Source organism: Lacisediminihabitans sp., assembly GCF_043726815.1.
GTDB lineage: Bacteria > Actinomycetota > Actinomycetes > Actinomycetales > Microbacteriaceae > Lacisediminihabitans.
The window spans coordinates 1-18,461 of record NZ_JAYSJZ010000075.1 but is presented as its reverse complement, the minus strand read 5'-3'; the positions used below and the strand labels follow the sequence as shown (position 1 = coordinate 18,461).

General features: G+C 67.5%; 18 protein-coding genes and 1 pseudogene. All 19 read left to right on the top strand.

The genetic code is table 11. The features are described 5' to 3' along the window. The first annotated feature begins 242 nt into the window (after positions 1 to 242). Positions 243 to 635, top strand: a complete 393-nt coding sequence (locus ACHZD8_RS11555) for a hypothetical protein (RefSeq protein WP_394770578.1) — start codon at positions 243 to 245, stop codon at positions 633 to 635. Further along, complete coding sequence (locus tag ACHZD8_RS11550; protein ID WP_394770577.1) at positions 632 to 1,225, top strand: type II secretion system protein J; 594 nt, start codon at positions 632 to 634, stop codon at positions 1,223 to 1,225. The genes ACHZD8_RS11555 and ACHZD8_RS11550 overlap by 4 nt, the downstream gene beginning before the upstream one ends. Then, positions 1,216 to 2,841, top strand: a complete 1,626-nt coding sequence (locus ACHZD8_RS11545; RefSeq protein ID WP_394770576.1) for a hypothetical protein — start codon at positions 1,216 to 1,218, stop codon at positions 2,839 to 2,841. Before ACHZD8_RS11550 ends, ACHZD8_RS11545 begins: the two co-directional genes overlap by 10 nt. A 1-nt stretch (position 2,842) precedes the next feature. After that, complete coding sequence (locus tag ACHZD8_RS11540; protein WP_394770575.1) at positions 2,843 to 3,664, top strand: prepilin peptidase; 822 nt, start codon at positions 2,843 to 2,845, stop codon at positions 3,662 to 3,664. A 33-nt stretch (positions 3,665 to 3,697) separates the two neighbouring features. Beyond that, on the top strand, positions 3,698 to 4,744 hold the full coding sequence (gene pilM / locus ACHZD8_RS11535; protein ID WP_394770574.1) for a type IV pilus assembly protein PilM: 1,047 nt from the start codon (positions 3,698 to 3,700) through the stop codon (positions 4,742 to 4,744). Then, complete coding sequence (locus ACHZD8_RS11530; protein WP_394770573.1) at positions 4,741 to 5,406, top strand: PilN domain-containing protein; 666 nt, start codon at positions 4,741 to 4,743, stop codon at positions 5,404 to 5,406. The genes pilM and ACHZD8_RS11530 overlap by 4 nt, the downstream gene beginning before the upstream one ends. A gap of 1 nt (position 5,407) precedes the next feature. Further along, a complete protein-coding gene (locus tag ACHZD8_RS11525; protein WP_394770572.1) occupies positions 5,408 to 6,124 on the top strand; it encodes a hypothetical protein in 717 nt (238 codons plus the stop codon). Positions 6,125 to 6,188: 64 nt separating this feature from the next. Further along, positions 6,189 to 7,016, top strand: a complete 828-nt coding sequence (locus ACHZD8_RS11520) for a hypothetical protein (RefSeq protein WP_394770571.1) — start codon at positions 6,189 to 6,191, stop codon at positions 7,014 to 7,016. A gap of 9 nt (positions 7,017 to 7,025) precedes the next feature. Beyond that, complete coding sequence (locus ACHZD8_RS11515) at positions 7,026 to 7,535, top strand: DUF6121 family protein (protein ID WP_394770570.1); 510 nt, start codon at positions 7,026 to 7,028, stop codon at positions 7,533 to 7,535. Between the two features lie 69 nt (positions 7,536 to 7,604). Next, positions 7,605 to 12,092: an FtsK/SpoIIIE domain-containing protein gene (locus ACHZD8_RS11510; RefSeq protein WP_394770569.1), complete on the top strand. Its 4,488-nt coding sequence runs from the start codon at positions 7,605 to 7,607 to the stop codon at positions 12,090 to 12,092. Positions 12,093 to 12,185: 93 nt separating this feature from the next. Further along, positions 12,186 to 12,509 carry a hypothetical protein gene (locus tag ACHZD8_RS11505; protein ID WP_394770568.1) on the top strand — a complete coding sequence of 108 codons (324 nt, stop codon included), beginning with the start codon at positions 12,186 to 12,188 and terminating at the stop codon, positions 12,507 to 12,509. A 39-nt stretch (positions 12,510 to 12,548) separates the two neighbouring features. Continuing rightward, positions 12,549 to 13,829 (top strand): hypothetical protein, encoded by a 1,281-nt coding sequence (locus ACHZD8_RS11500; RefSeq protein WP_394770567.1) that lies wholly within the window; start codon positions 12,549 to 12,551, stop codon positions 13,827 to 13,829. A gap of 9 nt (positions 13,830 to 13,838) precedes the next feature. After that, positions 13,839 to 14,474 (top strand): hypothetical protein, encoded by a 636-nt coding sequence (locus ACHZD8_RS11495; protein ID WP_394770566.1) that lies wholly within the window; start codon positions 13,839 to 13,841, stop codon positions 14,472 to 14,474. Next, positions 14,471 to 15,079 (top strand): hypothetical protein, encoded by a 609-nt coding sequence (locus tag ACHZD8_RS11490; protein WP_394770565.1) that lies wholly within the window; start codon positions 14,471 to 14,473, stop codon positions 15,077 to 15,079. The genes ACHZD8_RS11495 and ACHZD8_RS11490 overlap by 4 nt, the downstream gene beginning before the upstream one ends. A 74-nt stretch (positions 15,080 to 15,153) precedes the next feature. Next, positions 15,154 to 15,981 (top strand): hypothetical protein, encoded by an 828-nt coding sequence (locus ACHZD8_RS11485; RefSeq protein ID WP_394770564.1) that lies wholly within the window; start codon positions 15,154 to 15,156, stop codon positions 15,979 to 15,981. Between the two features lie 90 nt (positions 15,982 to 16,071). Then, complete coding sequence (locus ACHZD8_RS11480; protein ID WP_394770563.1) at positions 16,072 to 16,926, top strand: hypothetical protein; 855 nt, start codon at positions 16,072 to 16,074, stop codon at positions 16,924 to 16,926. Positions 16,927 to 17,161: 235 nt separating this feature from the next. Then, complete coding sequence (locus tag ACHZD8_RS11475) at positions 17,162 to 17,458, top strand: WXG100 family type VII secretion target (protein WP_331901792.1); 297 nt, start codon at positions 17,162 to 17,164, stop codon at positions 17,456 to 17,458. Positions 17,459 to 17,951: 493 nt separating this feature from the next. Then, on the top strand, positions 17,952 to 18,326 hold the full coding sequence (gene rpsL / locus ACHZD8_RS11470) for a 30S ribosomal protein S12 (protein ID WP_147783483.1): 375 nt from the start codon (positions 17,952 to 17,954) through the stop codon (positions 18,324 to 18,326). Then, positions 18,327 to 18,461: pseudogene (locus tag ACHZD8_RS11465) on the top strand (30S ribosomal protein S7); the annotation flags it as partial.

Genomic DNA, 18,461 nt, shown 5'->3' with positions numbered 1-18,461 from the left:
TGACCGGAACACTGGTTGCCGCAAGCGACCTCTCGGGCGTCGTATCCAGTGCGACGGCCGGCTGCACGGCCGCCGGGGTCTTGATCCCGTAATAACCACCGTCCTGCGACTCGGGCAGCCTCGCAGCTACTCGAGTCGCGGGCCACGGCGACAGGCAAATCTTCGCCACTCGAGCTTGAGCAAGGGGAGCCATGAGAGAGACCCGAAGTCTCCGCGATGTTGGCGGCGGTGAGGAGCAGGGCGTGGGAATCATCGAGATTGTCGTCGCCATGCTGCTCCTGGCCCTTCTTCTCCTTTCCTTCGCTCCGGTACTCGTCAACACAATCAAGCTCAGTGCCCGGAATACGACGATCGCCACCGCGACACAGATTGTCAGCCAGCAGATCGAGGCAGCTCGTGCGGTGAGTACACAGTCGTCGACCGCAACGAAGTGCTCAGATATCGCGGGCTTCATTGCGATTACGCCGGCGCCGGTGGTTGACCCCCGAGGGGTCACCCTGCAGCCGGTCTGGACCGCAATCACGTGCCCGTTGATCTACCCCGGCGTCGTGAAGGTGCGTGTGTCGGTGACCCAGCCGGGCTATCCCGCCGCCACCGCTTCCGCGACAACCCTGATTCTGGTGACGGCACCATGACGCAGAAGCGGGCCGCCAGTGGAGGCCGGGAGGCCGGGTTCACACTTGTCGAGCTCATCATTTCAATGCTGCTCACCCTCGTCGTGCTCCTCATCGCCGGCGGAGTGCTCGTGAGCGGGCTGTCGACCCAGCAGACGGTGAAGAGCGTGACGAGCGCCGCAACGGTGGCGCAACAGATCGTCAGGTCGGTACAGTCGGGCGTCCGCAATGCGTCCGCCGTCACTGTGATCAGCAACACGACGACTGGCACGCAACTTCTCATCGCTCGTGTCATCGGAAGCGACCCCGCTTCCACTGCGTCGTCCTGCCAGGCATGGTATTACACCCCCGCAAACGGCGGCGCCGTGTATACGAAGCGAACGACGCCCGCCTCGGTGATCACCCTGCCGAGCGGCGGCCCGCAGGGAGTCTGGACACTTCTGGGCGTCGGGGTAAGCCCCATCGCCGTCACCGGGAATGTCTTCACTGCCCCTGCCGGCTCGCGCGTAGACCTCACCTTCAATGTCGCGGCCGATTCCCATCCCTACGTCAAGATCACGACCACCACTTACACCCCTCAAACACCGACGGTGAGTTCACCATGCTTCTAGCCGATAGATTCCGCGAGGTAGCGAACGAGGAACGCGGGGCCGCCCTGCTCGCGGCAATAGGGCTGACGGCGGTGGCCGCGATCATCGCCGTGACCGTGACCTCGACCTCCCTCTACGCGGTGGGCTATAGCACCTCCATGCGGTCGGGAGTGCAGGCGCAGGCGGCAGCGGAGGCCGGAGTCGACTTCGCGGCGTCCAGCCTCGGGATCCCAGCAGCGGTCTGCCAGTCCCTGTACGCAAGCACGACTGAACCGGTCTTCAGCGTGGCTGTCTCTTACTCGACGCTCTTGACATCTCCGGGTGACATCGACACCTCCTGGGTGAGCGGGTGCCCGACAACCACCGCGGTGCAGCGGCTGAAGCTCGTTTCCACGGGAACGGCGAGTTCACCGGGAGTCGCGGGCAACTCCTCCGGAAACACCCGCAAGGTCGAGGCGATCTACCAGTACACGCTCACCGCACCGCCCTGGCTGACCGCAACCGGGGCATCGATCTACTCGTACTCGCAGACCGACTCCACCGTGAACAATCTCACGCTCACTCAGGCGGGAAACGTCCTGCCGACCATCCAATACCTGTCGGGAAGCGTCGGCTGCACCTCCGGCTCCGTCATCAAGGGGAACGTCATCCTCGGGTCTGGTGGGGCCTCCCTGGCTAGCGGATGCACCATCAACGGCGACCTGTACGCCTCGGGCACGATCAGCCTGCAAAACTCGCGGGTGAACGGCAACGTGAGTGCGTCGACAGGAACGTACCCGTCGGTCGCCCTCAGCAACTCGGCAATCGTCGACGGCAGCGTCTTCGCCGCGGGGCCCGTCAAGATCCAGGGAGCGGTCGGAGGGGGCATCGTCGCGGGACCCACCGGGGGCGGCTCGGTGATTTCCAACGGCGCGACCGTAGGCGGGTCCGTGGTCGTCGCCGGTACCGTCTCGAACGGCGGTGCCGTCACGGGCACCATAACCCAGAACAAGACCGGCATGGTCGCTCCGACGGTGCCCTATGTGCCGGGATGGGTGGATTACCCGTACGCGATCACCGACTGGCCGGGATTCACAGAAACGACCATCTCGGGCAGCAGCTGCAGCGGGTCCGGCTTCACGACCGCCATCACTACGCTGCTCGCGTCCCCGACGCCACACGTGCTGAACGCCGTTTCCTGCGCGCTCGACTTCACCGCCCTGAGCTCGGTGCAGAGCATGAAGAGCGATCTTGTCATTATCGGCAATTCGTTCAAGCTCGGTGGCAACGACTTCGAATCGTCCGACCCGGCCGTCGATCACAAGCTCTGGTTCATCATTCCGGACCGTGGCGTCACCAACAACCACGTGCCGGACTGCCCCGGCGGCGGCGACTTCAAGATGACCAACAACGTCGACATCGGCGTCCACGTCGCCGCCCTGATCTATTCGCCCTGCGCAATCACCAACTCGGCCGATGTCTGGCGCGGCCAGATCTATTCGAGTTCCACCAAGACCGCCAATGCCTTCACGCTCAACTATGTCCCGATCGGGATTCCCGGGGTGGACTTCTTCAAGGGGACCAACGCCGGGGAGACACCCACCCCGCCGATCGCCACCGTGGGATCGCGCACGTCAATTCGGACCCTTGCAGGTTAGCGTGGCGGTCTTCGTCGGCGTCTTCGGCGCACTCATCGGCTCCTTCCTCAACGTGGTGGCGTATCGAGTTCCGCTCAGGCTCTCCATCGTGTCGCCGCCGAGCGCGTGCCCGCACTGCGCCGCCCCAATCCGTGGCTACGACAACATCCCCGTGATCTCGTGGATGGTGTTACGCGGCAAGTGCCGCGACTGCCGGGCGCCCATTTCGGCGCGCTACCCGCTTGTCGAGGCGGGCACCGCGGCGTTCTTCACCGTCGTTGCGCTCTGGTTCTGGCCGAATGTCGTCGCCGCCGGATCCGTGAGCACCACGGCCGCCATCGCTGCCGGTCTCGCGTTCGCCGCGTTTCTCTACCTCGCGGCGGTGAGCGTGGCGCTCGCCCTCATCGACATCGACACCCACACCCTGCCCAACCGCATTGTGCTTCCGAGTTACCTGGTCGGCATCGCCCTGCTGGGTACAGCGGCACTTCTGGGCTCCGACGTCGGTGCCCTCATTCGCGCCGGTATCGGGTCGGCCGCCCTCTTCCTGGCCTACGCGGCCATGGCGTTCGCGTATCCAGGCGGAATGGGATTCGGCGACGTCAAGCTTGCCGGGGCGCTCGGGCTTTTTCTCGGCTACCTCGGCTGGGGCCAGCTCGTCGTCGGTGCGTTCGGCGCATTCATCATCGGAGGGCTGTTCGCACTGGGCCTCGTGATCTTCCGTCGAGCGAATCGTAAGACCGGGATTCCGTTCGGGCCGTGGATGCTCGCCGGCGCTTGGCTCGGCGCGCTTGTCGGTGCGCCGATATCGCTCGGTTATCTGGCATTATTCGGATTGGCGTAGCCCGCAGCAGCGGGCGGGGGAAGTGGGGCAAGAATGTCAAGCAGCGTGGTTGGGGTGGACATCGGAAGTACGTCGGTGCGTGCCGTCGAGGTGAGCGCGTCTAAGTCGAAGCCGACTCTGGTTCGTTTTCTCGAGATTCCTCTGCCCGAGGGGGCCGTGAGCCGCGGCGAGGTGATCGAACCGCACACCGTCGGGGCCGTCATCAAGCGAATCTGGTCGACCGGGGGGTTCAAGAGCAAGAACGTGGTGCTCGGCATGGGCAACCAGCGCGTGCTCGCCCGTGACCTCACGGTTCCCAAGGCCTCGCTCGCACACATTCGCGAGGCTCTTCCGTTCCAGGTACAGGACATGTTGCCCGTGCCCGTCGCCGATGCGCTGCTCGACTTCTACCCCATCTCCGAGTCGATGACCGAGAACGGCCCGGTCGCGCACGGTCTGCTCATCGCCGCCATCAAGGACGCCGTGCTCGGAAACGTGAGGGCCGTGCAACAGGCCGGCCTCAACCCGCTGGACGTGGACCTCATTCCCTTCGCGCTGAGCCGGGTTCTCATCTCCCGCCCCAAGTTGAAGGGCACAATCGTGTTGATCGACGTGGGTGCGAACGCGGCCAGCGTGGTGATCGCCGTCGACGGGGTGCCCCAGTTCGTGCGGATCATTCCGGCGGGTGGGAATGACCTGACGCAGGCGCTCACCGTCCGGCTCGAGATCGACGCTGCCGAGGCCGAAGCCCTGAAGAGGCGACTCGGCCTCGCTGCCCAGGTGGCGACGATTCAGGAGCGCAGCGCGGTCGAGATCATCTACGAGGTGACCGGCGAACTGCTGGGAAGCCTCAGAAACACGATCAACTACTTCATGAATCTTCGACCGCAGGAACCGATCAGTACGATCCTGCTCACCGGCGGGGGAGCGCAGCTCGTGGGGTTCCCGCAAGCGCTGGCCGAAATGACGAAGCTTCCTGTCGTCGAGGCCGACCCGTTCGCCACGATCGCGGTGGGCCGCGCTGTCAACAAGGACGAATTGCATCGGAGTGGCGCCTCGCTGACCGTCGCGCTCGGACTCGCACTGGGAGGCATGGCATGAGCGGCACGGCAAAGTCCCAGGCTCTCGAAGTCGGCGGGGAGGCCCGGGCAGACCTGTTGCCGCCGGAGCTCCGGCAGCAGCGCAAGGCCCTCGCGATGCGTCACCGCCTCTGGGCGGCCACCGCGGTGCTGGTGGTTCTGGTGATCCTGGGCACGGGGCTTGCCGCCTTCCAGGCATTCCAGATGCAGTTGAGCCTCGCCTCGGAACAACAGACGACGGCGACTCTCCTGGCGCAACAGAGCAAGTACATCAAGGTGCGGGCCGTGCAGGACGAGGTGGGAATGGTGCAGGCGGCCCAGGAAGTCGGCACATCGACCGAGATCGACTGGCAGGCGTATCTCAACCAGGTGCAGGCGACCCTGCCGGCGAACGTGACGCTGACGTCGGTGACGATCGAGGCGGGCACACCGCTCCAGTCCTTCACCCAGTCGGCGGTTCCTCTGCAGGGTTCTCGCGTCGCGACACTGAGTTTCGTGGCCATGAGCGAGACCCTTCCCGAGGTCCCCGCCTGGCTGGACTCGCTCACCACCCTTCCCGGGTACACGGATGCCTCCCCCGGCAACGTCACTCGCGAGGGCGACGCGGGGGCCTACACCGTCAACATCACGATGCACATCAGCGAGGCCGCCTTCACAAAGCGCTTTGCAGCGAAGGGGAAGTGACGTGGACAGGAACAGGCTCTGGATCATCGGAACGGTCGCCGTGATGCTCGTCGTCGTGGTGGCAGGCTGGTTTCTCGGCATCCAGCCCCAGCTGAACGCCGCGAGCGCCGCGAGCGAAAACCTTACGACAGTCAAGTCGCAGAACGCCGCGAGCGAGCGCCAGCTCGTCGCGCTGAAGAGCGACTTCAAGGGAATGGGCGAACTGACGGATAAGGTCACGTCCCTGCGAAAGTCGGTTCCGTCGAGCGCGCAGCTATCGACGTTTGTGACCGAAATCGACTCGCTGTCGAGCCAGTATGGGGTGGCGGTGAAGACGATCGCGGTGTCCGATGCGAAGGCGTACACGCCGCCCGTGGCCGCAGCCGTGGCTCCGGCTCCCGGAGCGACGCCGAGTCCAACGCCGTCTCCCTCGGCGAGCGCCGCCCCCGTGGTCGTCGCTCCGGTGGCTCCCGCGGCGCCGGCGCTCGTGACGAACCCGAAGATCACCGCGGCGAATTTCATCGCGATTCCGATCGATGTGGCGATCAGCGGGCCGTACTCGAACGTACTCAACTTCGTCAAAGGCCTGCAGAACGGCCAGCGGCTCTTCCTCGTGACGAACCTGACGACCGCGCCTCCGTCGACCAAAACCGATCAGGCTGGGGCGGTGGAGGCGACCGTGAAGGGGCTCGTCTACGTCCTTCTCGCGCAGGGAACCAGCACGGCGGGCACCAAATAGCACGGGCATTGCTAGGCTGACGTGACCGTTAGGGATGGCCTAGGGGCCCGTAAGGAGCGACACCATGAGCAACGAGACACCGGCGCCCGAGGGCGTTGAAAACCGGCACGTCGCTGCACCGGACGAAGAAATCGTCGTTCCGGAGGAGGATGTCGTGCAGGAAGACACGATCGACCCGCAGCCCGAGCCACTCGTGGAGCCCGTGCGCGCCACGAGCCACGTGAGCGAGGTGCCAGCGGCGGTTGTCGCCGAGCCCGTCGCCGCGGAGCCCGTCACCGAGGTCGCGCCCGAGCCGACCACGGTCGTCGCGACGCCGCCGGCCCAGACCATCTACGTGACCGCTCCGGTCGAGCCGCGCAAGAAGGGCAACCGCGGCTTCGGCGTGCTCATCGGGCTGCTGTCCACCGTGATCTTCGCTGCGCTGTACGCGCTCGTCGTCGCGCTCATCGAGACCGCGCGCACCGGGGTGTCGTCGTTCAACTTCCTCGGCGCGATCGAGTTCTACGTGCCGGCGCTGTTCTTCCTGCTCGGGTTCATCATCCTGGCCCTGCTCGCCAACCGCGCCAACTGGTGGGCCTACATCCTGGGCAGCCTCTTCGTGGGGCTCCTCGTCTACTTCGGCACCGTCGGCACCGGCCTACTGGTGGGCGGCATCGTGCTGGAGACGCCGTCCGGCGCCACCCGCCTCTTCGGCCAGGCCCTCACGAACCCGCTCGTGATCGCCGCGGCGCTGCTCGCCCGCGAGGTCACCCTCTGGGCGGGGGCGGGCATCAGCGCCCGCGGACGCCGCGTGAAGGTGCGCAACGTCGAGTCGCGGGCGGCGTTCGACCGCGAGGCGGCCGAGCGACGCGCGGAGTACGACGCAGCGAACGGCACACGCGACTACGCCTAGTCCAGCGGCATGGCAGTAGACCGCCGGTACGCGAGCATCGTCGCGATCTTCGCGAGCGTGCTGTTCGCGGCGCTGGCGATCGCCGCGAGCGGCCTGATCAGTCTCTTCGCCGACCGCGAGGTGCTCACCGAGACGGATGCCGGCCCGCTCGTGGCGCCCATCATGTTCGTGGTCGCGACGGCGGCGCTCTTCGCGCAGCTGGTCGCGGCCGCGACGAACCCCCGGCGCCGGGGGATCGGTGTCGCCCGGGCGCTGGTGATCGGCGCGGTGGTCTACCTCGCCTTTCTCGTGTCCGGCGCCACCATCTACGCGCTCGGGTCCGGCCGGCCGCTGCGCGGCATCCTGTTCCTCGCCTCGAACGCGGTCGGCCCGTTCGCGGTCGCGGTCGGCCTGCTGGCGGCGCTCGTCGCGCTGCTCTACCTCGTCCTCATGTCGTACCGTCAGAGCGGCGGCGCCAGTCGAACGCCGCGCTGGCCGTGGGAGGACCGCGACGACCGTGACCGCGAGGAGCGCGACTAGCACTCTCTTATACTGGGTGCGCGACGGTGGGGAAGAACTTTTCTCACGTCGCTCCGGGGGAGGAAACGCGTGCGTCTCAAGCTGACACTGCTCAGGCCGTCAGGATCGGCGGACGACATCGTGGTCACCGCCGATGCCGCGGCGAGCATCTCCGATGTCGCGGCGACGATCGCGCGGCTCGACCCGAAGTCGACCGGGCCCGTTGACCCGCGGCGCATCCTCACCCTGCGTGCGACGCTCCCCGGCCAGACGGAGCCCCTCCTGCTGCCGCCGGATGCCCCGCTCGGCGAGGCCTGGATCGGCAGCGGCGCCACGGTGAGCATCGCCGACGCCGGCACCTACTTCGTGTCCGCCGGGGCCGGCAAGGCGCCGACGGTGGCCACCCTCACCGTGCTGAGCGGTCCGGATGCCGGCAAGGAGTTCTCCCTCACGCCCGGTTCGAGTGTGCTCGGCCGCGAGGCGGGCTGCGACATCGTGCTCGCCGACCCCCTCGTGTCGAAACGTCACGTGCGCTTCGAGGTCTCCTCGCTCGTCGAGGTCGTGGACCTCGGTTCGGCGAACGGCGTGGTCGTGGACGGCGGCATCGTCACGAGGCTCCGGGTGGAGAAGGCGGAGACCCTGCTGATCGGCGACTCCGAGGTTCGCATAACCGTCGCGGACGCCGCCGCCCTCGCCGGGGTGGCGCCGAAGGCCGGCCCGATCTTCTTCAACCGCTCGCCCAAGGTGGAGAAGCGTTACGCGGGCCAGGAGTTCGCGGCCCCCGAGGTGCCGGCCGAGAAGGACGCGCAGCCGTTCCCGCTGCTCGCCATGATCGCCCCGATCCTCATGGGCGGGGCGATGTTCGCGATCTCGGGCTCGCCGGTGTCCCTCCTCTTCGTGGCGATGTCGCCGATCATGATGGTCGGCAATTTTCTCACCGGCAGAACCCGGGAGAAGCGTCGGCTGAAGAAGGCGATCGGCAAGTTCGACGTGCACCTCGCCTCGCTCACCGCCCAGCTCGACGAGGAGCGGGTGCGCGAGCTCGAGCTGCGCATCAACGAGTCGCCCTCCACGAGCGACGCCTACGAACACGCGGTGCGCCGCGGGCCACTGCTCTGGACGCGACGTCCGGAGCACTGGTCGTTCCTTAACGTGCGCCTCGGCATCGGGACCATGGCGTCGCGCAACGTCGTCGCCACGTCGCGGCGGGGCGAGATCCTGCCCGAATTCCAGCAGAGGCTGGATGTCGTGGTCGAGCAGAACCGCGCGATCGCCGGAGTGCCGATCATCGACAATCTGTTCGATTCCGGGGCCCTCGGACTCGCCGGTTCTCCCGCCGCGAGCACCGGCTCGCTCAACTCAATCCTCGTGCAGGCGACGGCCCTGCACTCCCCGTCCGAACTCGTGGTGGCGGCCCTGGTGAGCCCGCGCTGGTCGCGGGAGCTCGAGTGGCTCAAGTGGATGCCGCACACCTCGTCGCCGCACAGCCCGATCGAGACGAGCCATCTCGCCGACAGCGCGGCGAGCGGTGCGCAGTTGCTGTCCGCGCTCGAGGGACTGGTCGCCGCGAGGCTGGGCGGCAAGGAGGCCCTGCGGCGCGGAGCGATGCAGCAGGAGGGCGCGGCGCTCGAGCGCGGCGCGGAGGTGGGGGCATCCTCCTCCACGGCGGGCACCGCCTCGCCGGTGCCGGCGATCCTGCTCGTGATCAGCGACGACGTGGCCCTCGACCGGGCGCGTCTCGTGCAGCTCGCGGAGCAGGCGGCGGATGCCGGCGTCTACCCGATCTGGGTCTCGCCCGACGTTCCCACCCTGCCCGCGGTGTGCCGCACCTACCTGGAGCTCCACGACGACACCGCCACCGGCACGGTCGGCCTCGTGCGGCTCGGCGAGACGATCACCGAGGTGCAGACCGAGCAGGTGGACTCCGCCCGCGCGCTCGAGTTCGCCCGACGCCTCGCGCCCGTGATCGACGCGGGAGCCCTCGTGGCCGACTCGAGCGACCTGCCCCGATCCGTCTCCATGGTGGCGCTGCTCGGACACGAGCTCGTCGAGTCGAGCGAGGCCGTGATCGACCGCTGGCGGCAGAACACCTCCGTGCACGATCGCACGCCGGGGGCGCCGCACAAGCCGCGCCGGGCGGGCAAGCTGCGGGCGATCGTCGGCTCGGCCGGGATCGACCCGATCCACCTCGACCTGCGCGGCCAGGGTCCGCACGCCCTGGTCGGCGGCACGACCGGCGCCGGCAAGAGCGAGTTTCTGCAGGCCTGGGTGCTCGGCATGGCCGCCGAATACAGCCCGGACCGCGTCACCTTCCTCTTCGTGGACTACAAGGGCGGCTCGGCCTTCGCCGACTGCGTCACCCTGCCGCACTGCGTCGGGCTCGTCACCGACCTCAGCCCGCACCTCGTGCGCCGAGCCCTCACGAGCCTGCGCGCCGAGCTGCACCACCGGGAGCACCTGCTCAACCGCAAGAAGGCCAAGGACCTGCTCGAGCTGGAGAAGCGCGGCGACCCGGACAGCCCGCCCGCCCTCGTGCTCGTGATCGACGAGTTCGCGGCGCTGGTGGGCGAGGTGCCGGAGTTCGTGGACGGGGTGGTCGACATCGCCCAGCGCGGCCGCTCGCTCGGCATCCACCTGATCATGGCCACCCAGCGGCCGGCCGGCGTGATCAAGGACAACCTCCGGGCCAACACCAACCTGCGCATCGCCCTGCGCATGGCCGACGAGTCGGACAGCCAGGATGTCGTGGGCATCAAGGACGCCGCCCACTTCGACCCGGCGATCCCGGGCCGCGGCGTCGCCAAGACCGGGCCCGGTCGCCTCGCCCAGTTCCAGTCCGGCTACGCGGGGGGCTGGACCAGCCTCGAGCCCGAGGTCGCAGACATCGAGGTCGCCGAACTGCGGTTCGGGGGAGAGAACCGCTGGGAGGACCTGGCCTCGGCGCGGGTCGAGGAGGCGACCGACCTCGGTCCGACCGACCAGCAGAGGCTGGTCGGGTCGATCATCGAGGCGGCCGGCCGGGCCGCGATCCCGGCGCCGCGTCGGCCCTGGCTCGACGAGCTCGCGAGCGTCTACGACCTCAGCCGGCTGCCGCAGCGCACCGACACCGAGTTGCTTCTCGGCGTATCGGACATCGCCGAGCGCCAGCAACAGCTGCCCGTCTACTTCCGGCCGGATGTCGACGGCCACCTCTCCATCTTCGGCACCGGCGGCTCCGGCAAGAGCGCTGTTCTCCGCAGCCTCACCGCGGCCGCGGCCATCACCCCGCGGGGCGGCCCGGTGCGGGTGTACGGACTGGACTTCGGCTCCGGCAGCCTGCGCATGCTCGAGGCGCTCCCGCACGTCGGCTCGATCATCGCGGGCGACGACTCCGAACGCATAATCCGCCTGTTCCGCCTGCTGAAAGACGAGCTGGAGAGCCGGGGTCCGCGGTTTGCGGAGGCCAACGCCTCCAACATCGTGGAGTACCGGCAGCTCGCGGGGCGACCGCAGGAGCCGCGCATCCTGCTGCTCATCGACGGCTTTCCCAACTTCCGCAACGACTTCGAGATCCCGGCCGGCCGCTCGGTCTGGTACGACGTGTTCAAGGACATCCTGAGCGACGGCCGGCAGCTCGGCATCCACGTGGCCCTCACCGGCGACCGCGCCGGTGCCGTGCCCGCGTCGATCTCGTCGAGCATCCAGCGCAAGGTCGTGCTGCGTCTCGCCGATGACGGCTACGGCATGCTCGACGTGCCGAGCGACATCCTCAGTGCCAAGTCGCCCCCCGGTCGGGCGATCGTGGACGGCTTCGAGACGCAGATCGCCATCCTCGGCGGGTCCGCGTCGGCGTCGGAGCAGGCCGCGGCGACGCGTGCCCTCGCCGACGCGATGACCAGGGCCGGCGTGCCGACGGTGCCGCCGATCGGCGCGCTGCCGAAGGAGTACGCCATCACGAGCCTGCCGGCCGTCGTCGGCGCCCAGCCGGTGCTCGGCATCGGCGACGTCGACCTCGGGCCACTCGGCTTCGATCCGGCCGGCACCCTGCTGCTGGCCGGGCCGCCCGCGAGCGGTCGGAGCACGGCGCTGCACTCGCTCGCGCTGTCGATGCGCCGATTCGATGCGGATGCCCGGCTCTACTACCTCGGCAACGCCCGCTCGCCGCTCTCCCAGGCGATCGACTGGGTGGCCTCGGCCACGACGGTGGAGGCCGTCGCGGCCCTCGCCAAGGACCTCACTGCGGCCATCGCTGACCCGGACACCGAGGGACGCATCGTGGTGGTGGTTGAGTCGATCGGCGATTTCCTGCAGACCCCGGCCGATTCGGCGATCGTGGAGCTCGCGCGGGCCGCCAAGCGCAGCGACCACCTCGTGATCGCCGAGGCGGAGATGTCGGCCTGGGGGTCGTCCTGGCCGCTGATGGGTGAGTTCAAGAACGCGCGCCGCGGCTTCCTGCTGCAGCCCGAGACCGTGGAGGGCGACATCCTGCTGAAGACCGCCCTGCCCAGGCTCAACCGGTCGGAGTTTCCGCCCGGGCGCGGAATGTACATCGCGAAGGGCAAGTCGGCCCGCGTACAGCTGCCGCTGGTGGAGGGCTGACCGGCATGGGCAGCGCTGCCCATCGCCGCCGGTCGGGTTGCTCGGTAGGTTACAGGTAGTTCCAAAGCGTGAGAGATCCTTGGGGGGAGTCGGATGGACATCAATCTCGACCTGAAGCTGCTTGAGCAGCTCAAGCTGGACCTTCAGTCGATCGTCGACGAATTCTCCGGCGCGGATGACTTCAGCGACTCGGTCGCCGAGGCGACCGGACACGACGACCTCTCCGACCACGTTCGCGACTTCGCCCACAAGTGGAACGACAAGCGCAAGAAGATGACCGAGGCAGTCACCGCGCTTCAGCAACAGGTCGGGGCCATCTCCGAGGGATTCACCCAGGTTGACACGGGGCTCGCGAAGGTGCTGGAGAGCGCGGCGGCGAGCACCGCGACGAACCATCCAGAAGCCGTTCCCCGCTAGCCGCCGGCGCCACCCTCGAACACGGATCCAGGACACCAGATGAGCGACAGCGAGTGCAACCCCCTCGAAGGCGAACCGAGCCTCCTCCGCTCCAAGGCGGAGCACTACGAGCAGATCGGCTACGCCATCCTGCGCTCGGTGGCGACGCTTGACGCGATCCACTCCGAGAGCGACATGACGAGCAAGGCGATCAACGCCATTCGGGACAAGTCGGGCGAGGTGTCGGAGGACATCAAGAAGGCGCAGCGCCGATACTCCCAGACCGCCCAGGCGCTCATCGCATACTCCGCGGACCTCCGCAGCGCCCAGGACGCGGCCAACATCGCGATTCGGCACATCGGGGCAAAGGCCGACGCGGCCGAGGCGGCGTCGAGAGCGGCAGACACCGCATCCACCAAGGCCGAGTCGGCGACGGGGCCGGACACGACGGCGGACCACACGGCGGCCACCCAGGCCCACGACGACGCGATCGCGGCCAGTGGCGAGCTCACCGCCGCGCACAACGAGTGGCGAGCCGCCCTCGAGCAGAAGAACACCGCGGCCGGGGTCGCGGTGAAGGCCATCGTCGAGGTGGTCGACGGCAAGTACAAGAACGGTCTCGAGGACAGCTTCTGGGATGACTGGGGCGACTTCATCAAGACCGTGTGCGAGTGGGCCGGTGTGCTGGCCATCTTCCTGGCCTGGGTGCCGTTCCTCGGTCAGGCGCTGCTCATCCTCGCCATCATCGGTGCGGCCATCAACGTGGCGGAGAGCTTCATGAAGGCGATGAACGGCGGCAGCTGGGCCGACTTCGGCTTCGCCTGCGTCGGTCTCGTGCTCACCGTCTTCGGCGGCAACATCGGCAAGTACCTCGGCAAGCTGGTCAAGGCGAAGGGACTCACCGCCGCGATGAAGCTGCCGAGGAAGCAGTTCACGGCGCTCACGGGAATCACGCGGGGCCAGAAGGGCAAGGAGCTCGCCGACGTGCAGAAGATGCTCAACTCCCCGAAGAAGCTCCCGAACGCGATGAAGGAGGTCTTCGGCAAGAATCCCTTCAGCGTCTCGGAGAAGAACCTGGGGGCGGCCTTCACCAAGTTCCGGCAGAACCCGTTCGGCATCAGCGGATTCGACAACCCCGCGTTCGCCTCCCAGATCACGAGCGAGATTCCGATGGGCGCCAAGGTCGCGCTCGGGGTGTGGAACTACCGTGCGGTGGCGGGCAAGATCGAGGGCCTGACCAACAATCCGTTCGACCACACCGACAAGCCGATTTCGCTCAAACCGGAGACGGTGCTCAAGGACCTCGCCAATGGGCGGCTGCCGAAAGTGACGATTGGTTAGGCTAGGCGAGTGACACGGGGAGAAACTGAGCTGGAGATCGTCGATCTGAGGATTCAGATTCCCGAGCGTTTTTATCCCGTGCGGCTGGACGAAGACATCGACTCGGACGAGTGGGCCGCGTCGGTGGTGGCGGCCGTGGCCGCGGACTTCGACAGTGTCGACCACGAGGATTCGCTCGTCGGGGAACTCGAGGACCTGCGCATCCGGCTGCTCGCCGGCCTCAACGGCTACCTCACGGCGGCCGTCTACGTGCGGCCGGAGCGCTTCATGAGCCTGGGCTGCCTCCTCACCTTCCAGATCGTGGAGATCGAGGCCGGACAGGATCCGGACTGGTTCGAGGCGACGGCGCGTGAGCTGGTCGCCGAAGAAGCCCCGGGGGCGCGCACGATCGGCTTCGAGGCCTGGAGGTCGACGATCGCCGCGGGCGAGCTCGTGGGCATCCATCAGGTGATCGAGTACACCGAACCCGGCGTGGAGTTCGGTTGGGTCGAGGCACGCACGGTCTTCGGGGTGTTCCCGGAGGGTTCCGGCGACATCGTGCAACTCATCTTCACCACATCGGATCTCGCCGCGTTCGGCGACATGCGCGTCGAGACGCAGGCCATCGTGGAATCCCTCGAGGTCGAGATCGGCACGAGCGCGTGACGCGCGAGGTGAAGTTCCGCGAGGCGGATCTGTCGATCGTGCTGCCGGGCACCTGGGCATCCCTCCCCCTCGGCAACGACGAGGCGGCGGAACGCGAGATCGCCGCGCTCGTTCGACGACAGGTGGGCCGGGACGACCGGCTCGCGCGACTGCGTCGGGATGCCAAAGAGCAGCTGCGGGGAATGGTTGCCGCCGCCAGGCTGGCCGGTGCCTTTCGCGTCGGAATCGCCCTCGAGATTCTGCCGGGCGTGCCCTTTCCCGCCGCGATGATCCTGGACTACGCTCCGTGGCCGGTGCCGGAGTCCCCGGAACAGCCCGATCGCGCCGAGCGTCTGCGCGCGCTCTTCCCGTCGGCGGAGATCCTTGAGCTCGGATCCGGCACGGCGGCCAGAACCGCCGCCGCCTCCGTCTTGAGGGCGGGGTCGGAGTCCACGGCCGACGTCAAGCTCCAGTACTGGCTTCCGACCCGCGAGGGTGATCGCCTCCTCCACATCACCGTCGACGCCCCGACCGGAGGCAACACCGAGCTCTACACCGACCTGTTCGATGCGATCGTCGACTCGATTCGCTGGTTCGACGTGCCCGACTCCTCGGCGTCGGCGTGAGTCGCTCCAGGAAGGGCGTCTCGCCGACCAGGAGGGCAGCGATGGCGGCCCGCTCGGGCAGGGAGGACCGCCCCTTGGCGGCGACCGCAACCTCCGTGCCCACCGTGGCGCTCTACGTCATCGGCCTGGCCCTCGTCGCCGTGGCGCTCGCGGTGCTGATCGTCTTTCTCGTCGTGACGGCCACCGGCGGCCACCTGCGTGACCTCGTGGGCAATGCGAGCTGGGGAGACAACCTCACCGCGGCACCGTTCCTCGTGCTCATGGTCGCCGCAGCCCCCCTGTTTCTGGCGGAATACCAGCGCCGAGGCGCGTGGACCTCACGCGACCGCGGGTTCTTCCAGGGCGGCTCGAACGTCGTGCTCCTTCGCCCGCTCGGAGTCGGCGCGCGCCTGCTCTGGCTCGCCGCGACCGTGGTCGTGTGGGGCATCCTGCTCGTCCTCCCGGTCTGGCTCGCCGTCTGGCACGGCTGGTTCGATGGCGCCAGGGACGAGTTCTGGATGCTGTCGGTCTTCTACGGCTTCGTCGCGGCGGGGTTCTGCGGAGCGATCCTGGGTTCGCTTCTCAAGGTCGCCACCTACGACCGGCTCGCCGCGCGGTTCGGCGCCGGGATCGTGCACGGATCGGTGTCCCAGATCGGTTGGCGGATGCTCTCCTACCAGTTCCGCCTCGAGCTCTGGTTCGCGTTCGTCTCCGCCGGCGCGCTCGGCACTCTGCCGGCGGTGTACCGCTCGGCGGCGCGATACTGCGGTGACAGCGTCACCGGGTGCGTGTTCCGCGTGGACGACACGTGGCTCGCCTGGGTTCTCTGGATCGCGGCCATCGCGGCCGCACTCGCGCTTGTCGGCATCCTCAACGCCTGGCGAAGTGGCAAGTCGCTCTACAGCCTCGAGTCGGTGTCGTAGGGCGCTGCAGCGACATCGGTGCATGCGATCGTGTGCCACGAGACCTCCGGAACAGGGAAGCGGAAGCGACGATGCACACTAGCCCGCAAAATGAACAAGCCCGCGTGGAGCGGCCGGATGTCGGCTAGGGCAGAGCGCGCCGGCCGGGTGCTGCTGGCGGTCGGCGCGGTCGTCGCAGCCGCCGCCCTGGCGAGCGTGCTGGTGCTGTTCTGGTACTTCAGCCTGCCCATCGACCACGGGTCGCTGTCGAACGACACCACGGTGCGCGGCGGACTCTTGCTCACCGAAGACACCGTGAGCGAGGGCGGTGTCGTGCTGGCCGCGCCGGCCGGGCTGCTGCTGATTGCGAGCTGCCTGCTCTTTCCCGGCTACTTCCTCACCCGCGGCCGGATGGCGCTCTCCACCGGCACGCGCCTCGGCGGCAGTGTCGTGGCCAGCTACCGAGTGCTGGGCACCCGCGCTCATCTCGCCTGGATCGCGATCGCCGTGGCACTGTGGATCGGCCTGCTCGTGGTTCCGCTCGCGAGTGGTGCTTCCGGTGGGTGGCCGGCATCGGTCGAGGAGGACGCTCGTCAGTGCATCTACCTACTGTCCGGGATCTACGGCGGTCTCGCCGCCGGTCTCGCCGCCTTGCTCGGGGTCTCCCTCATCAAGAAGCGGCGCTTTCTGGCCATGGCCGCTGCGCGGGACGCCCGACTCGAGACGGCGGATCCGCACCAGCGCTTCTGGCGCTGGTACGCCTATCGGTGGCGGATCGACGGTTGGCTGGCAACGGTGGGCGGAACCCTGGTCGGCGCCAGTGTCCTGGCGCTCGCCGTGGTCACCCCACCCTTCTTCGGCGTGACCCTGGCCATCGGGCTTGCGCTCGTGGCAATCGCCGTCGCCACCTGCCTGCAGTTCTGGCGGGCGGGCGAGGCAATCGCATCCGCGGAAGGATTCTCGTGACGGCTGCCTTGCTGACCACTGAACCAGGAGAGCGGCGCCCTGATCCGGCATGCACGAGGGCGAAGCGGAATCGGTGGTGTGATGGGTCGCGGTCCGCCCGCCGAGACCGAAATTCACCCGTGCCGAGGGCATGGGTACCCCTGCCCATTTACGAGCTTCCATCAGCGACGGTAGATTTGCGGATAGTTGGTTGGCCAGGGGGTCGGCCCGTACTAACCCAAAGGAGTTGTACCTCATGGCAAACATGAACGTCACCTACAGCGAGATGACCGACTCGGCGAACCGTCTCATCACGGGCAAGGACGACATCACGTCGAAGCTGCACGAGCTGCAGACGCTCGTCAACGGTCTCGTTCAGGGCGGGTTCGTCACGGACGCGGCCTCCGGCGCCTTCCACTCCTCCTACGAGCAGTTCACCAAGGGCACGACGGATGCCGTGAGCGGCCTCGACGGAATGTCGCAGTTCCTCACGAAGGCGGCTTCGGCGCTGGAGAACGTGGACTCCGAGCTCGCCAAGGGCATCGGCGGCTGACCTCGCCCCACCTCGTCGAAAGGCGCGGATCGAGCCCAGGCTTGATCCGCGCCTTTCGTCACTCACCCCGCCAGCGGCTCGCTAGACGCTGCCGCCCTCGGGCCCGTGCTCGCCCAACTGGATCTGCCGACATCCCGCGTCTACAAGGGCGATCTCACGGCCTCCGTCGACGACCTCGCCGCCACGTTCGGAGCCCGTGGCTGAGAGCGGCGATCATTTGACCGGGACGGCCTGCCGGGCTAGTATTTACGAGGTGTGCGCTCTGTCGTGCGCTTGAGCCGTGCCCGCCGAAATTCTGGCGTGTCACCTCGGGCGTTTCGCCTCCGGCACACAGCTGGGTTTGTTCCCGAGGGAACAGCCCCCACGGCATACCACTCAGGATCTCTCAACCGTGAGGTTCGCGTGTGGTGCACAACGATCCGAGACGCACGTCAACTCGGATCGAATGCTAAAGAACTAACTGTCACCGTGCAGTAAATACAAGGAGTACGTAGTGCCCACCATTCAGCAGTTGGTCCGCAAGGGTCGCAGCCCCAAGGTCGTCAAGACCAAGGCGCCCGCCCTCAAGGGCAACCCCCAGCAGCGCGGCGTTTGCACCCGCGTCTACACGACCACCCCCAAGAAGCCGAACTCGGCTCTTCGCAAGGTCGCTCGTGTCAAGCTGTCAAACGGTACCGAGGTCACCGCGTACATCCCCGGTGAGGGCCACAACCTGCAGGAGCACTCGATGGTGCTCGTTCGCGGCGGTCGTGTGAAGGACCTGCCCGGCGTTCGCTACAAGATCGTGCGCGGCGCGCTCGACACCCAGGCCGTGAAGAATCGTAAGCAGGCTCGTAGCCTCTACGGAGCGAAAAAGGACAAGAAGTAAATGCCTCGTAAAGGACCAGCACCGAAGCGTCCCGTAGTTGCGGACCCGGTCTATGGAGCACCCATCGTCAGCCAGCTCGTCAACAAGATTCTTCTTGATGGCAAGAAGGGCCTCGCCGAGAAGATCGTCTATGAC